Here is a 20,861-nt window from a genome sequence, read left to right as displayed (position 1 = left end):
GGCCGCAAGTGCCCACTCCCTCAAGAACCGTACGTGCGAGTTACCCCGCATACGGCTCACGCAACTTACTCACTTCAACATTTTTCCTTTTTTGCTATGTAATTGTCTGTGGCAATTAGCATGTAACAATCTTAGATTAGCCAGCTTGTTGTCACCCCCTTCAGCTTTAGGCTGAATATGATGAACATGCAATTGTTCACCATTGTCCAACTCTTGATCACAGAGAGGACAATAACCTTTCTGTCGCTTATAGAGGTTAACTTTGACACCGTAAATAAAAGGCTGTTTACGTGCCTGCCTATTACGCCAATAGTCACGCAATTCCGGATTGTCGGGGGAAGCATTTTTTGGAACTAGCCAATGACGCTGTATTTTTGTCCATGCATGCTTCCAAAGAAATCCACCGGTTGATTTATCCATAAATACTGAATAGTCTTCTCTACCTGGTATCTTGCCTAAGTAGTGTTTTCTTCGCCACCACCAGTGTTTATTGGGATGACGTCGATACAAATATCTACGTTGGCGGATCCACATCCATTGGTCTAATGCACTGAATGTTCTTTTTGAAGCACCAATACGATAGTAATTACACCATCCTATTATCTTGGCATTCAGTTGTCTTATTCCTTCTTGTGTCGGCATACCGATAATACCTTTCCAGGTCATTCTCATTTGCTGTTTGTACCTTTTCATCGACTCCTTTGAGGGCTTCGTTAACAATATATATCCCCGTTTTCTGTGGCGATTGTCATAATGTCGTATATTAAATCCCAGGAAGTCGAATCCTTCCTTCAAGTGTTTGATACTGGTTTTTTCTTCAGAAAGAGCTAACCCTCTCTGAGCTAACCAAATTTGCAACTTTATTTTGGCAGTTTCGCACTCTTCACGGGATTTACCGAATACGACAAAATCATCCGCATAACGAACTACTGCATAAGGTTGCCCTTGTTTTGGCGTGCCGTTTTTCCAGTATTGAATACCCAGTAAGGTCTCCATTCCGTGGAGTGCAATATTGGCCAGTAGTGGACTGATAATCCCGCCTTGCGGAGTACCTGCAACATTGGGTATATAGTTGCCATGTTCCAGCACACCGGCTTGTAACCATTGTTTAATCATGTTTCTTTCGGGGAATCCCCCGATTTTTTTTATGAGAAAATTATGGTCAATGTTGTCAAATGCGCCTTTAATATCTGCATCTAGTACCCAGTGCCGTGTCCCTCGTGCTCTGGCAATACAGAAAATTTTTTGTATTGCGTCATGGGCACTTCGCCCCGGTCTAAATCCGTAGCTGACTGGTTCAAATTTTGCTTCCCAATAAGGTTCCAGCGCCGATTTAACTATCGCTTGTCTACAGCGGTCGAGAATGGTTGGGATCCCAAGAGGGCGTTTTTTTCCATTCTTTTTTGCTATGTAAACTCGTTTTACTGGATAAACCTTTTCTGAAGTTGTTTGGCTTAATAACTTATAAAGATGTTCTCGTCCTTTATGGTCATTAATTACCTGATTATCTACTCCAGCCGTGTGTTTTCCCCGATTGACCTGAGTGACTTTCCTGATAGCCAGAAGATGGTTAGCTCTTGATTTCATCATGAGTTTTTGCAGATTTCTGACTTTCTTTAAGTCACCTGTTGCTGAAGCCCTATATATTCTTTGCCTTAGATTATTAATCATGGCTGTCACAACACGCCAGTTAATAGCATGCCATTCCAGTTGTTGTTCATAGTTTTGATTTATTACGTTTGCCATAGGCATCTAACTCTTCTAAATCAATTCATAACCTTGGTAAAGGATTATATGGGTAAGTCACCCGTTCCACGTCAGCCTCTTTTCAGAGTAAAGTAATTACCTCTATCAATCCTGTTATGATTTCCAGTTGCCTTTCGGCTGATTGCCTTCGCTTTTTGGAACGTCTTATGCCCACTGTCTCTTAGTATTTACATCAACACTAAAAGATTAATGGGGTTACCGTGTTTCACACCATGAAGATACATTGAGTGGGCTGCCTCCTCTATGCCGGGGAACGGGATCCGTCGTAAAGAACGAACACTCTTCTTTACCCGTTTCTAACTGTCGTTAAACTTCCCCATAACACGTCACATCTGATTTCGTGTTTTACTTGCTTACGACATTTTAATAACGGAGATTCACTTTATTCAACCCATTTCAGTTTTGCCTTGCCCCTATTTCTTATTCAGCTTAATACTTTAGTTAGGCTTTCATTCTCGCTTAGCACAAGAGAATTACTCCTCTTGCACCGAGTAAGTGGCAATAAGGTTTCGGATCAACCTTACCCTTTTTCAAGGGACTTCTGTGGTGCAACTTTCACGTCGCACGTTTTCAACCATAACATATAATCTTTACCCCCTCCCAAACCAAAATTACGTTCTTCAATCAGATAACGAACAGACAAAGCAAGACATAATCCCGTACTCCCATCATAATGTTCGGATAAACGATTTATCGTTTTGATTCGATTTTTTGCTTTTTTAAAAACTTGATAGTATTGATTAAAATCAAATGAATTTTCCATCACAAAGTGAGGGCCGAAAGCGGAAATAAACGAGTCAGAATTTTTTGGCATATATTGAGTCCTTTTAATATATTTTCATCCAATGAATGATATTGATTTTAAAAAACAGACCACCAAATTTTTTTAAAAATGAACATATTTTGATGATATGAAAAAAATCATGGTGTTTGATTGTAATAAAACAGATTCAGAAGGTCACCAGGGAAGTGATATTGGGCGCTATTAAAAAAGGCCGAGATATCTCGGCCTTGTTGACATGACCATCACCCATATCATGAGTAATACGTAGATTCCTCTTCATGCTCAGGCAGATGTAAAACTGGCGTCATCATTAAAATATCCGCATTTTCTTTTGACGGGATCGTTTTTGAGCCTGTTGAAAGGTCGATTTGATATTTGTCTGGGGTTTCCAGGCTGCTCAGTATTCTTTCAGAAGACGCATCGATGGTGAAGGTTTTATCCAGGCGGATCCAATCCCCATCTGGCTCGATAAATTTCACCTTGAGTTCATGCGGGCCTTCTGCTAACGGCATCTCGACAGTGAATACCCCCTGGTTATCAATGAGCTCAAGCTCATATTCGGGGCGATTATCCAGGGTGACCAGTGCTTTGACGGCATCAGGCGCGTCTTTAGGGGCGTTGAGCGTGAAGCTGGGAGTGGTATCTGCGGTGGTGTTTTCCTCTGATGTAATGGGGTTGAGTAATTCACCCGGATTTTTTGGGGCTGCGGTCTTCGGTTCCTCCAACAGCTCAGATGGGATATCTTGTTTTTGGGGTTGAGTCGGATTGACTTGCTGTGCCTGAGTCTGAGTGTCTACAGGGTTTTCCTCTTGCTCTGTGAGTGAGGTGCTGCGTTTAGAGCGTTCAGATGGCTCTTCTGTTGTCGATTCTTCAGGTGAGCTTTCGGTTGGTTGATTGGTTTTTTCAGGGTTGGACTGATGTTCCTCGGTCTTCGGAGATTCATCCATTTCTTCATCAAAATGTATGTCAGAGAACACAGTATCGTGATGTTCACCAGTTTCTAATATTCTTTCAGCTTTTTTGTACAGATTTTCGAACATTGTTTTTTCTCTATTATCATGGTTAGTTTCTGCACCTGGTTGAATATTCACCCAAAAAGAGATAATTGAGTTACTTGTGTCTTTAGTTTTGAAATAAAGGTACATATTCGAGCGATCTTGAATAACCCCATCAAGTTTTGTTTCAAAATTTATCTTTCCTGCTTCATCAGAATATGTGGTTGAATATGTCTGGATTATAGGATTGCTATTACCATCTAACAAAAATATTTCTCCTTCTATTCTTTTGTTGATTTGCCCTTTGATTATAGTCTTCCCACTGGATATTTCGGTACTAACGTTAACAGGCCGAATGTTCCATTGCGTGGTCAATACCCTCATTAAGTGATTTTTTTTATCGATATCGCCATCAGGATCCCATAATTCATCACTTTTTATAAATTTTAAAACCTCTTCCAGGCTGATAAATTTCATCGAGTTATAAAGTGCTCCTGGTTCAAATCCGTTAAATTTCCAGAAAAAATCTTTTGCGCCCCTTTTCCTTATATCCTCGAAGAGGTCATAATTCACATATCTACACAATTCATACAAAAAACTGTCATCAAATTCAATGACTCGATAATTTTGACTACTTTTGTACGGTAATGTCTTATATTTTATGAGTGCAGCATCCACCCTTAATTCATGTGAATATTTAAAGGGTTCTTGAGGATAAGGAGCCCCTAATTTCTGATCATCCTCGGGGTTCCAACCACTAAACCTTATGAAGTAGTGCCCCGAAGTATAATCCCAATAAAGAACTACAGGATTAATTGTTTTTATAATCGACTGACTTTCTCCGCCCTCTTCATTTGAAGAAAACACCTCGAATTGCATTTCATTGACGTTATGTTCTATTACTTTCGTCCTTACCACTTCCTCTTTATAGGCTTTATGACTTTTTTGAGTATTATCAATACCTGAGAGCTTTGTATTTAATGTTTCTCCCTCTTTTACCTTTCCCTTGACGCTAAAAAATTTACCGTTCCCAACGAAAGTGTAATCCACTTCTGTAGGAGTCTTGGGTATCGTTCTTTCAATTTTTTCGCTTTCGTGCCGCTCTGCCCGGATGACATAAGCCGTAAATTTGCCTGTGAATGCGTTGTTAGTTGTAAATTGAAAACTATTGTTGCTTAAATTAACTGCAGTCACTGTATGTTCGTATTTTTCATTACTTTGATTTTTAAGAATAATTTTATCGCCTTGTTTTAGGTTTTCTTTTTTGACAAATACCTCAAGTTGATTCTCGTCTAAAGCACGATATCGAGTGATGGCAGGCGGGAGTGGTATGTCGACCTGAGTATTCTCGGATTGGTTGCCGATATCGTCTTTAACGAAGAGGGTAAAGCTTTTCTGTTGCCCCCAGGATTGGGTAGTGTCGAAGGCCTCCACGTCGAATACAGAGGTATTGCCTTTTTTTGTGATATTTATCTCACTTTGACCTTTAAATTGAATAAAAACATCTGTGTTTTTTGGTTTTTCCCCTTCTATCCTGATGGTTTTCACTCCCTCTGTTTCATTGAAAGAGTACTTAACATCAGACACTGCTGAGGGTTTATGTCGGTTGATGATCAGGGGGTCATTTAAAGTGGTTTTCTTCTGATATGTTTCATTATTGTCATAAGTCAACTCTACAGTGATTCTGTATTCCCCTGCTGGAAAGGCTGCTGTTTTATCAGTTAAAGAATCATTTTTTATCAAATCAATTTTGTATTCTTTGCTATCTGGACCACCTGTAGGCGTGAAGTCTTTAAAAGGATATGTATAACTCTTATTCGCTGTTTTATTTTCAAGCGTCAGCTTACCCTCAGTCACTTTTGCATCGCTCGTGTTCTTAAAGAGTAAAACAGGTTTGTCATGATTCGTTTTGAAATCCCCCTGAGTGCCTGAGTCGGTCTGCGGATCGAGTATGAGTTCCGGATCTTTGAAAACAAATGGGGCGATTTTTTTGATGTTGTATAGATTATTATCATTATTGCTTGTATTGCCTGCCTTGTCTGTAAAAGTGACTGTGATGAAATATTCCTTGTCATCTTCTAAATCCTTTTTAATACCGCCCCACTCTTTTGAGTCTCCTTTAAAACCTTCCAGATTTTTTATCTCATAATCATTATTATCTCCTGAGATTTGAATGTTTATCTTATAGATATCTTCCGGGATATCTCGAATCATAAAGACTGGCTTTGTTTGTGTTGTTTCCTGTGCGTCTGTGGAGTCAGAACTCTTTGTGCCCGAATTTTTCAGTTCGATAACAGGTATGTTGGTAAGGGTCGTGTCAACCTCAAAATCTACCTCGGTTTCCTTCGTCATTGTTAACACATCTGTGGCGGTGACTTTCAATGTATATTTACCATCAGGTTGATCTGCGGGTATCTCCACTGTCCAGTTGTTATCGGGATTATTTTTTTTGATAGAGAGGACAGAGCTTGAACCTGAGGATTCACTAATGAGTTCCGCCTTCATCTCAACATACGAAAATAGCGTATTATCATCCAGGATAATGTTTAACTTTCTCTTATCATCCTGATCCATATTGACTTTGTTGATCATATAAGGCTTTCTGTCTTTCCCCGCCGCATTGGCGTTATGGGCCATGTCTATTTTGGGGGCTGGTAATGCGTCCAGTACCATAAATTCGCCTTGCGCACTGGTTTTATTGCCCGCTTTGTCTGTGACTTCGACGTATAAATTATGCTTACCCGATGAAAGAGAATCATTAGAAGTAAGCTTCCAGACGTTTTTGCTGTCTTTTACTTTCTCTTTTGCACTTAGAGAACCAGTATTATTAATCTTAGCTGTAATATATCTTGGGTCGTCAATCTCTTCACTTGTTGTTACCAAAAAAACGATCTGGCCTTTTTTTGCTACTGCTTTTAGTTCATCGCTGTTTTTTGCTGTTTTGAATGCCTCTGAGTTCCAGTTAATCTCGGGTTTATCAGGCTCAGTTGTATCAATTTCAAATGTAAACTCCTGGGAATCACTCGGTATTCCCGCTTTATTGATGACCCTGACTGTGGCGTTATATTCGCCATCTCCATAAGTATCTTTAAAGTTACTCGTTTTGTAAGAAAATTGGCCTGTGTCATGTGTTACTTTTGCGCCCGTGATTTTGGATTCACCATCTTTGGTGATCGTGATGGTGACGGCACGTTCATCTATGTTGTCTTGTTTTAAATTGATGTTGCTGATGGCGAAGCTGGGATTTGGGTTGTTTGTTATTTTTGTATTACTTTTATCTATCGTTTTGCCCGTTTGGTCAGCATAGGCCAGTTCAATTTTGGGTTGATCAGGTTGATCATAATTAACGTTAACCACTTCTGTTTCAGAAACATCACCAGGTTTATTCAATGAATTATAGGTTTTAACCGACAGGCTGTATTCGCCTTTCGCCCATTCATCATCAGGAGTAAAGGTTAATTTCTTATTACTCTCTAATGAGAATGCACCTTTTTGACTTGGACTATCTGTAACAAACTGATTGGTTGAATTATTTTTTTGAGCGATATATGTTTTGTTTCCTACGCCTTTAACCATGACCTCCACCTTTTCGATGGGATTATCTGTATTGTTGTCTTTCAGGTCGATAGTAAATGTCGGCTTCCTGGAACTTGTCCATTTTTCATGAAGAGAGTCCGGATGAGTGGTGTTACTCGCCTCAGAGAGTACGATGCTGGGCTGTTGTGGCTTGCTGGTATCGATGATCAGCCCCAGTGGTAAAGAATTTGAAGAGGGTTGTCTGGCTTCATTGATGACCGAAACAACGATATTATATTTTCCTTCGTCCAAATTTTTACTAGGTATAAATTGGTAGCCGCTCTCAATTTGTTCAAAAAAACCATTATCAGATTTTGTTTTTATTGACCCGTCTTGATTGAGCACCGCCTGAAATTTTTTTGCGGTTTCTTCAGATTTTCCAAGGGTGGCGGTAATGTTAATTTCTCTGGCATGCGGATCGACATTCTTAATCTCAAAGGTGGGTGTAGCGGTTCCGCTCAATACCTCGCGCTCGTCTTTACCCTCTACAGCAATGCTCGGGCGGATGACATTTACATACACACCGAGAGTCAGTATGTTTGAAGTGGCTTCGAGACCCCCCGTCGTTTCCGCTTTCAGGGTCATATTATATTCACCGTCTTCTTGAAATAGAATTGGGATTTGATTCGAGTTATACCCCTGATCATCCTCATCATTCTTCCATTTTCCTTCGGGGATTTTTGTGTACTTGATTGTCTTGGGATCTGCATTTTTTTCTTTAGATTTAGACACAGAAACGGTCACTTTATTGACAACGTCATCTATCTCATCAAAAGTAAACTGCGGGGTTCTTTTTGAGGTGATCTTAATGTTAGGGTCTTCGTTTTGATCATAAGGGGTGTGATCTTCAGCATTTATTTTAATCACGGGGGGGTTTAGCCCGTCGAGCAATTCAAAGGACAGCGGCTGAGATAAACCCTCATTCCCATGCGGATCTGTGACTTTTGCCACGACTTGGTATTTCCCCCCTTTAGAGATTTGATCTGGCTCTGATAAATCTGCAGTCCATATCTCTTCATTTAGTATAGCTGTCTGGGTTTTTTGTTGATTCCCCTCCAAGTCTTTTAATATGACCTGAACCGAAGTCGTTCCTCTTCCTGGCGGCACATCCTTTTCATTGGGCACAATCTGAAACTTCATCTGACTTTTGCTGACTTTAAATTGACCGTCAACTTTCCCCAGCTCCTCAAGAAATTGAATCGTCGATGTCGGCGGGGTGGTGTAAATGGTCATCGTATGGTTGTTATTCAGACTACCGTTGCCGACTTGACCGGCCTGGTAAGTCACCTTGGCTGTGACGGTATACTCGCCAGGAGTTAAGTCTTCTTTATTCCACGTGAGCTCATATTCACTTTCAGTAGAATCATCACTTTCTTTTATGTTTATCTGCGATTGTACAAAATTTTGGGTTTTCTTATCCTCGTTACTGCCCAATTTTTTGAGGAAGGTCACCTTAATCAGTTGAGGATTATCCCAATCTAAGCGGGAGCTATCGATATTCTTGAGAATCAATTTAGGCTGCGTTTTATTGGTGACAGGTTTGTCATTGGTGCCAGTATTGTCAACAAGTTCAATGGTGGGGGTTGGGGCGTCAGCACTGTCAATCGTAAAGTCTAATATTCCAGGTGCGCTCTTACTACCTGCTGTTGATGTGACCACGGCTTCAATCTGGTATTTTCCATCTTGGGTTATGTTAACTGCACCCTTTCCTGAATTACTGAGCTTGCTCAGGTCAAAACCTTTTTGAGTCGCGTCTTGTATAGTGATTTTTTTCGAACCCAATTCAGTAGAAGAACTTCTGGGGTCAACAGAAAAAACAGAGATTTGAATCTCATTTTGGGCGTTTTTATCAATCGTTTCTAATTTAAATGTAGGGTTTTTAGTCTTTGTGATATTTTTTTTCTGGTTAAATGAATTGTCTTCCTGAAGGATGATTTTGGGTGTCTCGACTGTACTGGTATCAATGATGACATCGTATGCGTATGACTGTTCATTTGTTGCCTGGTCTTTAACGGTGAGTGTGATTGTATATGTATCGTTAGTCCATTCTTTTTGAGGTGTGTAAGTGTAATACCCCTCTTTTTTTGACACGCCTTGCTTTATTAATTCTTCAGAAAGTTCCTTAGTAGGATTGAAGGTAATCGATGGTGATTCATTTGAAAATGTCAGTTTGATCTCTCTGACATCTGGGTCGATGTCAGTCAACCTAAATGTCGGTGTTTTTGAGCTGACCCTATTCCCTGATACCATATGATGTGTGTCTGGATCTAACATAATTTTTGGAATAGTTAATTGATTATCAATCAACACATCTATTGTGTCAGATTCTTTATTCTTTTCACCCACATAGGTGGTCACAGTTAAACTATAGTTTTTACTTTTACCTTTTTCGCCCAATTCAGATGTATATTCATAACCAGGCTCCCTCAACTTATCTAATGTTTTCCCCTCAAAAGTGACTGATGTTTCATAACTTTTGATTGAAGTATCCTTAATTAAAAGAGTCACCTTACCGGCATTGTCGTCTATATCAGTGAATTTGAATTTGGGAGGAACTTTGTTGGTAATGTTACCCGTAACATCACCATAGGCTGTGTTATCTGAGCGTAAGAGCTCAATCTTGGGTTGTTGTACGTCATCGACTATGGTGAAGGTGAGCTCACCCTTTTTTAAAGAGGAAAAACTGATGGCGACTCAAAAAATATTTGCACAACATAATGCTAAGATTGATTTGTCTGCATTAGGAAATAAAAATCAGATTCAAGTGGTGATATCAGGTCCAGACCTAAACTAACCTCGCCGAAAGGCAGTGTGACCATTGTGAATGGGGCGATGTATTCGAGCTTAAAAGACAGCCAATTGTCTTTTCAGTTTCAGGATGGTTCTTAAAAGGTAAAGACTTACTCAGTCAGGTGAATCTTGAGAATATCGACTTTAAAAGCGCCGATGCTTTTTTAGTCGATCATGTTCAAAATAAAGCGCTTCAAGAAGAACAGGAAGCGCTGAAACAAAAAATGAGACAGGCCGAAAAAGACAAAGAAGAGGCAGAAAAAGCAAGAGAAAAAGCCGAGAAAGAGAAAGCAGAAGAAAAAAAAGCAAGAGAAAAAGCTGAGAAAGAGAAATCAGAAGCCGAGAAAGCCGCGTTAGAAGCGCAGGAAGCACAAAAATCCTCTCAACAAATTGAAGAAGCGCTCAATGAATTTTTAACGCAAGCGAACACCAAAGCGGCCTTGGCTCAAATCACCCCTGATGAAAGAGACATCTCTCTTCATTCTGCCTCTTCTTTACATAAAGAATCGAGTACAACGGTAGAAGTTGCCCAGATCAACAAAAACACGAACCGCAGCAGTGGGTTAAACAACCCGGCCCCGAACCCAAAAATTGATTTAAAAATCAGCTTCGGTCTTGACGACAACAGTAATACCAGCGGGCAAAAAGATAATTTAACTAAAGTGACTTTACCTACATTGATAGGGAGCACACTCCCTGGCACTCAGGTGATCATTCAAAAAAAGACGGCTTGATCTTAAACACCACGAAGGCCGACAGCTCCGGTAATTTTGCTTTTACTCTCGATAAATCATTAGACGAGGGGCCGCACGAGTTTATGGCCTTGGGAGAATATAAAGGCAATAAAGCCCAGGCAGAATTATCTCTCGTGATTAAATCAATCATTAAGCCCGTTGATTTTCAGATGAATCAAAAAGATATTGCACTGGAGAGTAAAAACCCTGACATTTTTTTGATTAAAAATGTTCAGCCTGCCATTCAAGGGACGGCTGAAGAAAACACGCAAGTCAGCGTTTATAATAAAAAATCAACCGATGATAAAGAAACACGACTAGGCACAGTGAGCGTCGATGAAAAGGGAGTATGGAGCTATTCTTTTAAAGACAGGCAACTCGCGCAAGGGGATAACAGTATTAGCGTCGTTGCAGAAGACAAGGCCAAAAACATCGCTGCTGCAAAAAAAACCATTAATCTGGATTCAATCCCTCCATACGCTCCCACCATTGAACTTGCAGAAGAGTCTCATCCTAAAATCCATGAGGGTCAGACTTTCACTCGATTTACAGATCCAGTATTAAAATGAACATTAGAAGCCGGCGCAAAAATTGAACTTTATTTAAACGGAAAAAAGATAACAGAAGATATCTCTGTCACAGAAGGCAAATGGTTTTTTAAACCGGAAAAGAAGTTAGCGGCTCAACAGTATAGAATAACGGGGGTTGCCATCGATGAAAGAGGCAATCGCTCAGACGAGAGGACAGAAGAAAATAAACAAGGCCATGGTGAGTTCACTTTTACGATTGATGATAATGTGAATATAGGTAGCTTCAATGCCAAAATTGTAGACGGTGACAATACCTCACTACAAGTAAAAGACAACAATAATCATACAATAACGAGTCACACAAATCCTGGATTTGAAGGAGAAGGGAAGCCGAACAGTACTATCATTTTTTCAAATAATAAAAATAAAAGTGATAAGCAGGAAATTAAAGTAAATGAACAAGGAAAATGGAGTCTTGCAGGGTTTAATACACCATCTGAGGGTGGTTCTAATCTTCTCAAATTTGATATCGCCGATCTGTATGGCAATAAAGGCCAATTCGAATTCCAATATGAGATCGATACCATTGCCCCTGTGACCCCAAATGGTATTTCATTAAAAAATAATTTTAAAACCATAGGTATAAACAAGACACCGACCACAGCAGAAAAACAGCCCACATTAACAGGAAAAGGCGAAGCATTTAGCTGGGTTTGGATTTATGAAGATTCCGGTTTGGATTCGGATAATAAAGAAAAACATTTAGGCAGGGTCAAAGTGGAGAAGAATGGCTATTGGGAATATAAGTTTCCAGAATCTCTCACACCCAAACTCCATACCCTGAAATTTGAAGCTCAAGATGCCGCGAATAATTTTTCTACAAAGTCGGAGTTTCAGTTTAATGTTCAAACCAAAGCCACCATTTTAGAAGCCTATTTAAGCAATGACAGTCGTTCTAATCAAAGCCTGGAATGGAAAACCCAAAAAACCAGCAATCTAAAAATTGAAGGAAAAGCAGACCCAAATGCCAATATCACTATTGATATAAATGGATCAAAAAATAATGTTGAAGCCGATAATGAAGGGAATTGGAATACTGATATTGATAATCGATCGGATGGAAAATACGCTGTAAAAATAACTTCTACAAGCAAAGTAGCAGATATAGATCCTCTTAATATCGAGCATGAGCTTTGGATAAAAACCCGTATTGAGTCTGCCACGATTGAGATTATTGATGAAAATGGGCTTGTCTCTAAACGAGACGAGACGATCATCACCAGTAGCACAAAGCCTAGATTTAAAATTACAGGAGAAGCGGGAAGCGATTTTATCGTCACCTTTGAAAAAAACGGGACAGAAGCAGAAGCAAAAGAAGCAAAAGAAGTAAAAAGTAAAAAGTAAAAAGTAAAAAGTAAAAAGTAAAATATCACAAAGTGGAGATTTCATAGTTGAGAATCTAGACCTGGAAAAAGGTCTATACCAAGTGAAGGTTAAACTAAAAGACGATGTTGGCAACGAATCCGAATTAAGCTCGCCGTATGCATTTACAATCGACACAGATGGAATCACCCCAACCATAGAACTGAAAAATTCGACTGCATTCCCTAAAGTCAAAATCCTACATTCAAAATCACCGTGCCAGACGATGTTCGACAAATAAAGCTTTGGGCGGTTGAGAATAATAAAAGTAGAGCCGATACAGAAAAATTCACGTTTAAAGCAGAAAACGCCGTTATTACTGAGAGTGACAAAAACAGGATATGGGAGATGACTCTTGGTTCTGACTTAGAAGCTGATAAAGATTATACGCTCCATGTTGAGGTCACTGACCATGCCTTGAACAAAAAAAACAACTGGGACGACGCAAGCCAACCCTACCGATTTTATATCTCAGGAGCATTAACCACGCCTTCGATTTTTTTTGATGATAAAACTAAAACAGGGAAATATCTCGATTTTACAAATAAGACAGAAAAACTCGGCTTTATTGTGTCGAACGTCAAAACTGTTGAGGGTCAAACTCTTCCGACTGTTCAGGTGGAGATAAAATCGCTTCAAGAGGAGGGGGACTCAGAAAACATAACTGCGAGGCAGAGAGAAGATAAAAAATGGGAGGCTTTTACAGAAAATACACCCTTTTCTAAAGGCAAATATCAAGCCACTGTGACAGTCACTGATGTTAAAAATGCAACAGCATCACATAGCTTTGATTTTCATGTTAAACCTTTCATTCAACGCACTGAAATCGAACTTGTTGATGAGAATACTTTGGAAAAGAGTTTTGTGAAAACAAATGAATCATTGACACTGACTTATAACACACCAAAATTCAACATCAAATTTGATGCAGAAGACATACATTCAGTCAATATTGAGCTTAAAGATTCTGATGATAACGTAATTGAAAACAAGCCATTAAACCAACAAGAAATGACAAAAGGTGAGTATAGTTACGAATCAGACACTCTCGATAATCAAAAAGATTACATCTTAACCGTCACCGCTACAGACAAGGCCGGCAATCAAAGCCCTAAGGCGCAAAATTTCAATATCAATAGCAGTGAACTTCAGCAAGTGGATATTGCATTGCATGACGACGATAAAACAGGGGATAAAAAATCAAACTTCACTCAAAACAAACGACCCATACTGATTTTTAGAACGAAAGAAGACAATATTGACAGCATAGAAATTTTTAAAAAAGTTGAGGGTGGCGATGGCGATGGCAATTTAATACATACATTGAGATCTTCTGGGGGTTTCAAACCAAACAAAGACGAAACCTGGCAAATTTCAGACAACATTTTCGACAAAGATGGGAAATATATCATCAGCGCCAGGCCCTATAAAGGTAAAAAACAAGGCCCTACAACTGAGATAGACATCGATTTTTATCAAAATGCCCCTGAAGTCCAAAAGATTCAACTCAATGCAGCAAGCAAATCGACATTCGATGAAAGTGGGATTTATACCAACAACTCCAAACCCGGTTTTTTGATCACCGTTCCTGACGGAGACCAACAACGGGTATGGAAAATGCAGGTCTTGGTGATAAAAAAATCTACTGCAACGCCATTAGAGACAATAGAAATAAAGGATACTCTATTTCCGGGTAATAACACCCAGCCAGTGAGCACTAAAGAACAATGGGCTAAAGGAGAATACCAAATCGCAGTGACACTCACCGATAAAGCAGGCAATCCGTCAACACAAAAAACACAGACAATTTATTTTGATGATACCCAACCTAAACCCGTTATCGATTTTCACCTTGATGCGTCTCCCCAAAAGTCGGGCGAAAAAAACATCATAAAAAATCAACACAGAAAATTTGTTATCAAAGGCACAAAAGAGAAGCGGATAGAAGCATCTGATGAAATTGAAGTGACCTTAACCCAGAGCGATAAAACGCCTAAGCGAGAAACGCTTTATCACAGCAAAAAGCATGCCAGTTTATTTAGTTATAACGAGGGGAAAAAAGAACAGACGTTTTCTTTAGGTGAATCAGACGCCTGGCCTAAAGGCGACTTTCAACTGAACGTTAAAGTCACCGATCGATATGGAAATACTGGCATCTCGAAAGAACCCCTCTCATTCACCATACAGGATAGCGTAGATAAACCCGAAATTGGTCTTATCTATGACGATGACACGTCGTATCATAAGAAAACTGACGTACATATCACCAACAAACCTAAACCTAGGTTCAGTCTCACTAACCTCGACGAACACGCCACCAAGGTGGACATTAAGACGACCCCACCCGTTGTTGGGGGACGGCAATTAAACGACTCTTTTGATAATCTGGCTACAGACAATAACAAAAAAGAACAGCTAAAAAACCGCTTTCAATTGCAAAAAGAATGGTCTGACAATGGAGATTATAAGCTATCGGTCAACACCTTTTTGGATGCCGAACCGTCTCCTGAAACAACACTCACAGTCCTGTTTGACAATAAATTAAACCCGCCCAGAATTACCTTGGACGAAGAAACACGAAAGAGCTCATCTGCATCTGAATCTGGGGCCACCGTGGCCTCTCAAACGCCCAGATTTAATCTGTTGGATATCGACCCCGATGTCAAAAAGGTTCTACTGCAAGTCTATAAAGGCGATAAAGGCGATAAAGGCGATCATAAAACACTCGTCGAAACAATTGAATTTGATATAAAGGATTTGGAAGACACCAGTAAAAGAAATGGTATTGAGGGAAAAGGAATCAAGAGAACCGATAGTGGCTATACTTATCAACCTTCAGAATGGCAAGACAATGCGAAGTATAAAATCAGCCTCACCGTTACAGACCGTGCAAGCAATACAAATCAGGAAAACCCGGCTGCATTCGAGGTCAACATTGACACCGCGATCGCCAAAATACCTTCGATAACACTGGATGATAACGATGCATTTAATAAGAATAAAAAATTTATCACAAAAAACCAAAATCCCTCTTTTCAACTGGGCAATATTGATGAAAGGGCAGAAAAAATCACCATCACCCTTTGTAAGAGAAATACAACAGACGTATTGGCTTCGCAAATATTGCGTAAAGACAACAAAACTTTCAATGTTAATGACTTGATACTTACTGATAAAAGTCAACTCAGGTCACTGGAAGATGGACAATATACGATTAACGCCGAAGTCACATTAAAAACAAAAATATCCAGCGCCCTTGGAAGCTTAGACTTTACGATTGACCATGCTGACGCCCCAACCCACACCATCGAGCTTATTCACAATACCGGCACCATTCAAAAACCTGTCACCAATAAAACGACTCCGAAATTCCACATCAAAAATATCGCTTTCGATCGCCTGGATCGGGATAACCCTGACAGTATTGTGGTCACTTTTCAAAAAAAGAATCGTGCAGACCAACAACCGGTCATACAAAATCTTGCAAAAAGTGACATACCAGATAATAGTGATGAATTTGATTTCACCACCTCCACAGCATTAGAGCAGGGCGAGTATACCGTCACAGCGAAGGTGACCTACCAGGCGGGTCAAGTCGGCAGTGGTAGTCTGAATAAAAGCGATGGGATGACCATTTACACTCAGCCTCCTCAATCGAGGATTGAATTTGAAAATACTGAAAAAGTCCGCAATGACGGCGGCAAAAATAAAGTCCAAAAACAGGATTTGAAGTTTAAGATTTCAGTCAATGACGATACAGCGATGTTAAAAAAAGGCTCGAGTAAGGTTAAGGTGTCTTTAAAAAAAGGGGATGTAAAAGAAGGACCCGAAATAGAGGCTCTCTACAATAATACAGAAAATGTATGGAAAGTGGATTTATCAGAAAAATCAATCTCTAAAGGAGACTACACCATAGAGGCTAATGTCACCGATAAACATGACAATACCGGAACATCTGAGCCAATGAATTTTTACATGCTCGACGGGCTTCTAAAGCCCGAGATTGAGATTGAGACAAATGATCATACCCCCTATGATCCAACCGAATACAAAGATAACAAAAAGATAACCAATAAAACACAGCCCACATTCATTATAAAAAATATAGATCCTGAGGCTGAGTCAGTGGCTTTCTCCGTATCTAAAAAAGGAGTGGACACACCTTTTGCTACAAGAAATTACAAAAAAAATGAGGGCGGCTGGCCATTTTTTAGTAACACGGAGAAAATCAAAGTCGAGTTTCAAGACGACGGCGACTATGAAATTAAACTCGATGTAGTAGGCGTGGGTGGGGTACAACAATCTGCTAAGGCTCTTTTACTCACCCTCAATGCCCAGGTAGATCCCCCTCGAATCTCTTTAGAGAGTCAAAAAGATGTCGCCGCACCATTAACCAGTGAAAAAAAACCGACTTTTCTGATTGAGCAGATTGGTGAACATGTCAGGGAAATTAAAATTATTCGTGAAAGCCAGGGCAAGGACCCCGTCAAAAAAGAGTTTATATGTAAAATCAACGACAAAGGAGAGGTACAAACTCTCAATAATGATTTTGGAGGAAGGCTCACGAAAGATCCAGATAATACAGGAACCTACAGATTTACTCCTAAAGATGACTGGCCGGACGGAACCTATAATGTCAGAGTTGAAGTGACTAATCGAGCCAAAAAATCCGCAATGTCAAACGAAGACAATATACTCACTCTTACCATTGACAACAACCTCCCCGAGGTGCCCACCATAGAACTCGAGCCGGCCCATAACAGCACTTATCCAGTTTCTCTTAAACAAACAGAAACATGGACCCAGAACAACTCCCCTAAATTTAATATTACGGCGAAAAGAAATGATGTAAATCCAGTCACAAAAGTCCATGTCAAAGTAAAAGACCCCCGCGGTAATGAAAACATAGAAGAAGCAACAAAAAAAGACGGAAAATGGACCTTTACGCCTGGTACTCCATTCACAAAAGGTGCTTACAAACTCTCCGTTCAATCCGAAAATCAACTCGAACGTACAAGTCATTTTTCCAGCGACATCACCGTTAATTTTAACTCTGTTCCCCCTGTAAAACCCGGAATCAGATTAGACAGTGAAAGCATCACAGGCATAGATAATCCTACAGATATCACCAATAAGCCATCCCCTAAACTCTCAATCACAAACATTAATACAATACAGGATGCGGTTGATCCAAAGGCCGTCGAAGTCACCCTCATTAATGACTCAACAAATAAAGCACTGGCTACGAATGCAATAGCGAATTACGATAGTAAAAATAACACTTTCTTTTACGTACAAAGAAATCTCTCACAAGGCGACTATACCGCTACCGTTAAAGCCACCAATAAAGCCGGTATACCCTCTGAAATATCCGCGCCATTGAAGTTTAAAATCGATACCACTCCTCCCGAAAAACCCACCATTGAACTGCCGACAGAGTCATTTATAGATCACAGCTCCAGTGGCGTTCGAAAAAAAGTTGCTAAAGACCCCAGTCAACTCGTCTTTTTAATTAAAACCGCAGAGGAGATTAATGATCCAAAATATATTGAGGTCAGCCTTGATGGTAATACATTAAATAAAAGCGGCTTAAACTCAAAAGTCGTCAAAGGAGCGTTCACCTGGGCGCGCTTGTATGACAAAAAAGTCTGGAAGTTTACTTATAATATCCCTCTGTCTGCGAAAGATAATTACCAATTATCAGTGAAAATCGAAGACAAAGCAGGGAATCCCGCAACCACAACCAGTGAACTTTTTAGAATTCTCCCTGATTTGCCAACACCCACAATAGAGATGGCCAATAGTACCAGTTTAGATAAAGCCAACTATCCTAATCTCACCAAAAACAATCAGGTTTCTTTCAATATCACATTGCCGGCCTTTAAGGCACAAGATGTTAAAGAAGTGAAGGTAAAAGTGAATGATCAAGGCTGGAAAACAATAAACAATGAGGGAACCGGCACCTGGAAATACAGAACAGATTCGCTAACAGATAATAATAGACATACCTTGTACGTGCAAATCACAGATATTACCGATAAAAATAAGACAACAGAACAAAATTTTGTCGTTGATACAACAATCTCGAAACCGACCATACAGATGATAAAAACGGACAAGGATGAAGACTCATCGGAGGGAAAAACCATTTTTAAAAATAAAAAACCTTCTTTCCAGTTTGGAAACATCCCTCAGGATATCCACAAAATCACAGTTAATTTAGATGGAAATGAGATTGAAATTCCTGCAGGTGATATTGCAGGGCAGAGCACATATAAATGGACTCCTCCTGCAGACCTGTCTAATGGAGCACATACTATACAAGTGACTTATAAAGATAGAGCAGGTAATACCAGTGATAAAGATGAGAGTTTTGAGGTCGCTGTTTCAAATATGACTTATGCTGTGCTTCCTCCTGAGACAGATGCAGAGTCAGAAGAACTCATAAGCTTAAGGAATGCGAACAATGATACTTATTATAGTAAGAGTTTTCGCCTTCGCATCATAGTTGAGGCTAAGGCAGGAGAAACCTTTATTATAAAAGATATCTACAATAAACAAATTAATAGAAATACAGTTAGCTCCAGTGATCAATTGTTTAATATTGAAACTGATAAATTTAGTGCTGGCCGGCTATTTCAAGTTTATTTTAAAGACGGAGAAGAAGAGAGGTGGTTAGGTAATTATATAGTACCTTCAGCCCCGAATGATATTAAATGGAGCTTTTTTAACAGAGGAGGACATAAGATACTCGCTGTAAAGGGGAATATAGAGCCAGGGATGCGCCTTATTATTGGAGAGAAGGTTGGAGAGCAGAATAAGAAAATTGCATACACAGGCATTTTAAAAGATGGAAAATTTCATGTAGAAATTGATGCCTCTCATATACAGAATTTTTATTATTTGATGCTCTTCTCTGAAGATGCAAAAGGAAACCAGGGTTATCTAACGAATGTTGCTCAAGAAAGCTGGCAAAACATTAATCGCGTTTTATTTTGGGACGACGATAAAAAATATTATGTCCTAAAACACCCTGATATTCCTGATATGAATGGGCAAAGTTTGAATTTGTGTTCCGGCCAACGGGAACTCAGGAAAGATTTCAAATATAAGGTTGGCAACGACAAAACTTTAATTTTGGATAATGCGAATGACATAGCATATATAACTCAAAAGTTAAATGAGGGGTATGTTGGGGGCCAATATGGAACGAGACTTCATTTTGAATATCGGTCAGGCCACGGTAGTGCTTTGACTTCTACTGTATTTTTTAGTCAGAAAGATTATGAAGATAATTTTAAAGATTCTTCTAATAAAAATGCAATCACTTATTATGATCCACAGCCTGACATAGGCGTACCTAAGACTCCAGAAAGCGCGGCCAGAAGCAAACGAAGCTTGCCATTAGAGGAAGAATCTGCCAAAGAAGGCAAAGACGAGAACCTGCCTGAACCTACCCCGATTGCCTCAAAAGCCCAGGAAAGCCACCAACCACATACCCGTGAAGACAATCGTGAAGCGAATAAAGAAGCACAGGCCCAGAAGGGGATCGCTCAACTGATACAACCCGAAGAGCCCCAGGCTATAGAAGCCGATTCACTGAAAAAAGAATCTTTTCCGTTGCTTCAGCCCGTGGATTTCAACGCACCTGCCACGGCCGAGCACCCTGACTCTGAGCTCAGCCCTGAAGCGAAGGCCGAGGATACCCCTGCCAAGGAACAGGCCCTGAAGACCTCTGATGCCCCATTGCCGCCTGCGGCGATTGAAGAGGTTGATGAAAAAGACAATGCTGAACCGCCTCAAAATCCGATTGAATTACTCAACCCCATCACATCAGAGGAAAACACCACCGCAGATACCACCACCCCCAGCTTCACACTCAACGCCCCTAAAGAAGCGCCCGATGCCGTCAAAGCGGTGGTGACGGTAGATAATCGCCCCGAATATGTGCTTGAGCTGATTGACAACCAAGGGGTATTCACTGTCGAGATGCCGTTAGCAGAAGGCCCGCATGAACTCAAGGTGAAATTTATCGATCCGGATGGGGACTGGATCCGCTTGGATAAAACGTTCACCATCGATGTGTCTTCTGAAAGAATACTGAGCAGCCTAGAAACCCCAGACAGATATCAAATCGACCTTTCAACAGGGTCAAAAACGAGCCCGTCAAAAGAAAACGCGGATATATTAATGATGACGCCTGTTTTACATCTGCCTGAGCATGAGGAGGAATCCATATATTATGGATAAAAAAACCACACAG

At 40.1% G+C, this 20,861-nt stretch carries 7 protein-coding genes; 4 read left to right on the top strand and 3 right to left on the bottom strand.

Annotated features, from left to right (window positions below; all coding sequences use genetic code 11):
* Nucleotides 1-69: 69 nt before the first annotated feature.
* The 3 genes from ltrA to HDEF_RS04030 all read right to left on the bottom strand — a co-directional run bounded on the left by ltrA (nucleotide 70) and on the right by HDEF_RS04030 (nucleotide 9,552).
* Complete coding sequence (gene ltrA, locus HDEF_RS04040) at nucleotides 70-1,752, bottom strand: group II intron reverse transcriptase/maturase (protein WP_012738021.1); 1,683 nt, start codon at nucleotides 1,750-1,752, stop codon at nucleotides 70-72.
* A gap of 535 nt (nucleotides 1,753-2,287) precedes the next feature.
* Entirely contained in the window at nucleotides 2,288-2,581 is a 294-nt protein-coding gene (locus tag HDEF_RS04035) for a hypothetical protein (RefSeq protein WP_044612273.1), read from the bottom strand.
* A 221-nt stretch (nucleotides 2,582-2,802) separates the two neighbouring features.
* Complete coding sequence (locus tag HDEF_RS04030) at nucleotides 2,803-9,552, bottom strand: Ig-like domain-containing protein (RefSeq protein ID WP_425475048.1); 6,750 nt, start codon at nucleotides 9,550-9,552, stop codon at nucleotides 2,803-2,805.
* 482 nt (nucleotides 9,553-10,034) lie between these two features.
* On the opposite strand from HDEF_RS04030, the gene HDEF_RS12710 reads away from it, so the two are divergent.
* The 4 genes from HDEF_RS12710 (at nucleotide 10,035) to HDEF_RS04010 (ending at nucleotide 20,848) form a co-directional block, all read left to right on the top strand.
* Nucleotides 10,035-10,646 carry a hypothetical protein gene (locus HDEF_RS12710; protein ID WP_044612272.1) on the top strand — a complete coding sequence of 204 codons (612 nt, stop codon included), beginning with the start codon at nucleotides 10,035-10,037 and terminating at the stop codon, nucleotides 10,644-10,646.
* Nucleotides 10,643-11,215, top strand: coding sequence for an Ig-like domain-containing protein (locus tag HDEF_RS04020; RefSeq protein ID WP_044612271.1), 573 nt, complete (start codon nucleotides 10,643-10,645; stop codon nucleotides 11,213-11,215). Before HDEF_RS12710 ends, HDEF_RS04020 begins: the two co-directional genes overlap by 4 nt.
* Nucleotides 11,216-11,443: 228 nt before the next feature.
* Nucleotides 11,444-12,580 (top strand): Ig-like domain-containing protein, encoded by a 1,137-nt coding sequence (locus tag HDEF_RS04015; RefSeq protein ID WP_044612270.1) that lies wholly within the window; start codon nucleotides 11,444-11,446, stop codon nucleotides 12,578-12,580.
* Between the two features lie 234 nt (nucleotides 12,581-12,814).
* A complete protein-coding gene (locus HDEF_RS04010) occupies nucleotides 12,815-20,848 on the top strand; it encodes an Ig-like domain-containing protein (RefSeq protein WP_015873381.1) in 8,034 nt (2,677 codons plus the stop codon).
* Nucleotides 20,849-20,861: the final 13 nt, after the last annotated feature.

The sequence above is a fragment of the Candidatus Hamiltonella defensa 5AT (Acyrthosiphon pisum) genome (assembly GCF_000021705.1).
GTDB lineage: Bacteria > Pseudomonadota > Gammaproteobacteria > Enterobacterales > Enterobacteriaceae > Hamiltonella > Hamiltonella defendens.
This window is presented reverse-complemented; position numbering and strand designations above follow the sequence as displayed.

Bases quoted from the DNA above. Each gene is read 5' to 3' on its own strand.
- ltrA (WP_012738021.1), bottom strand. From the start codon at position 1,752: ATGCCTATGGCAAACGTAATAAATCAAAACTATGAACAACAACTGGAA.
- HDEF_RS04035 (WP_044612273.1), bottom strand. From the start codon at position 2,581: ATGCCAAAAAATTCTGACTCGTTTATTTCCGCTTTCGGCCCTCACTTT.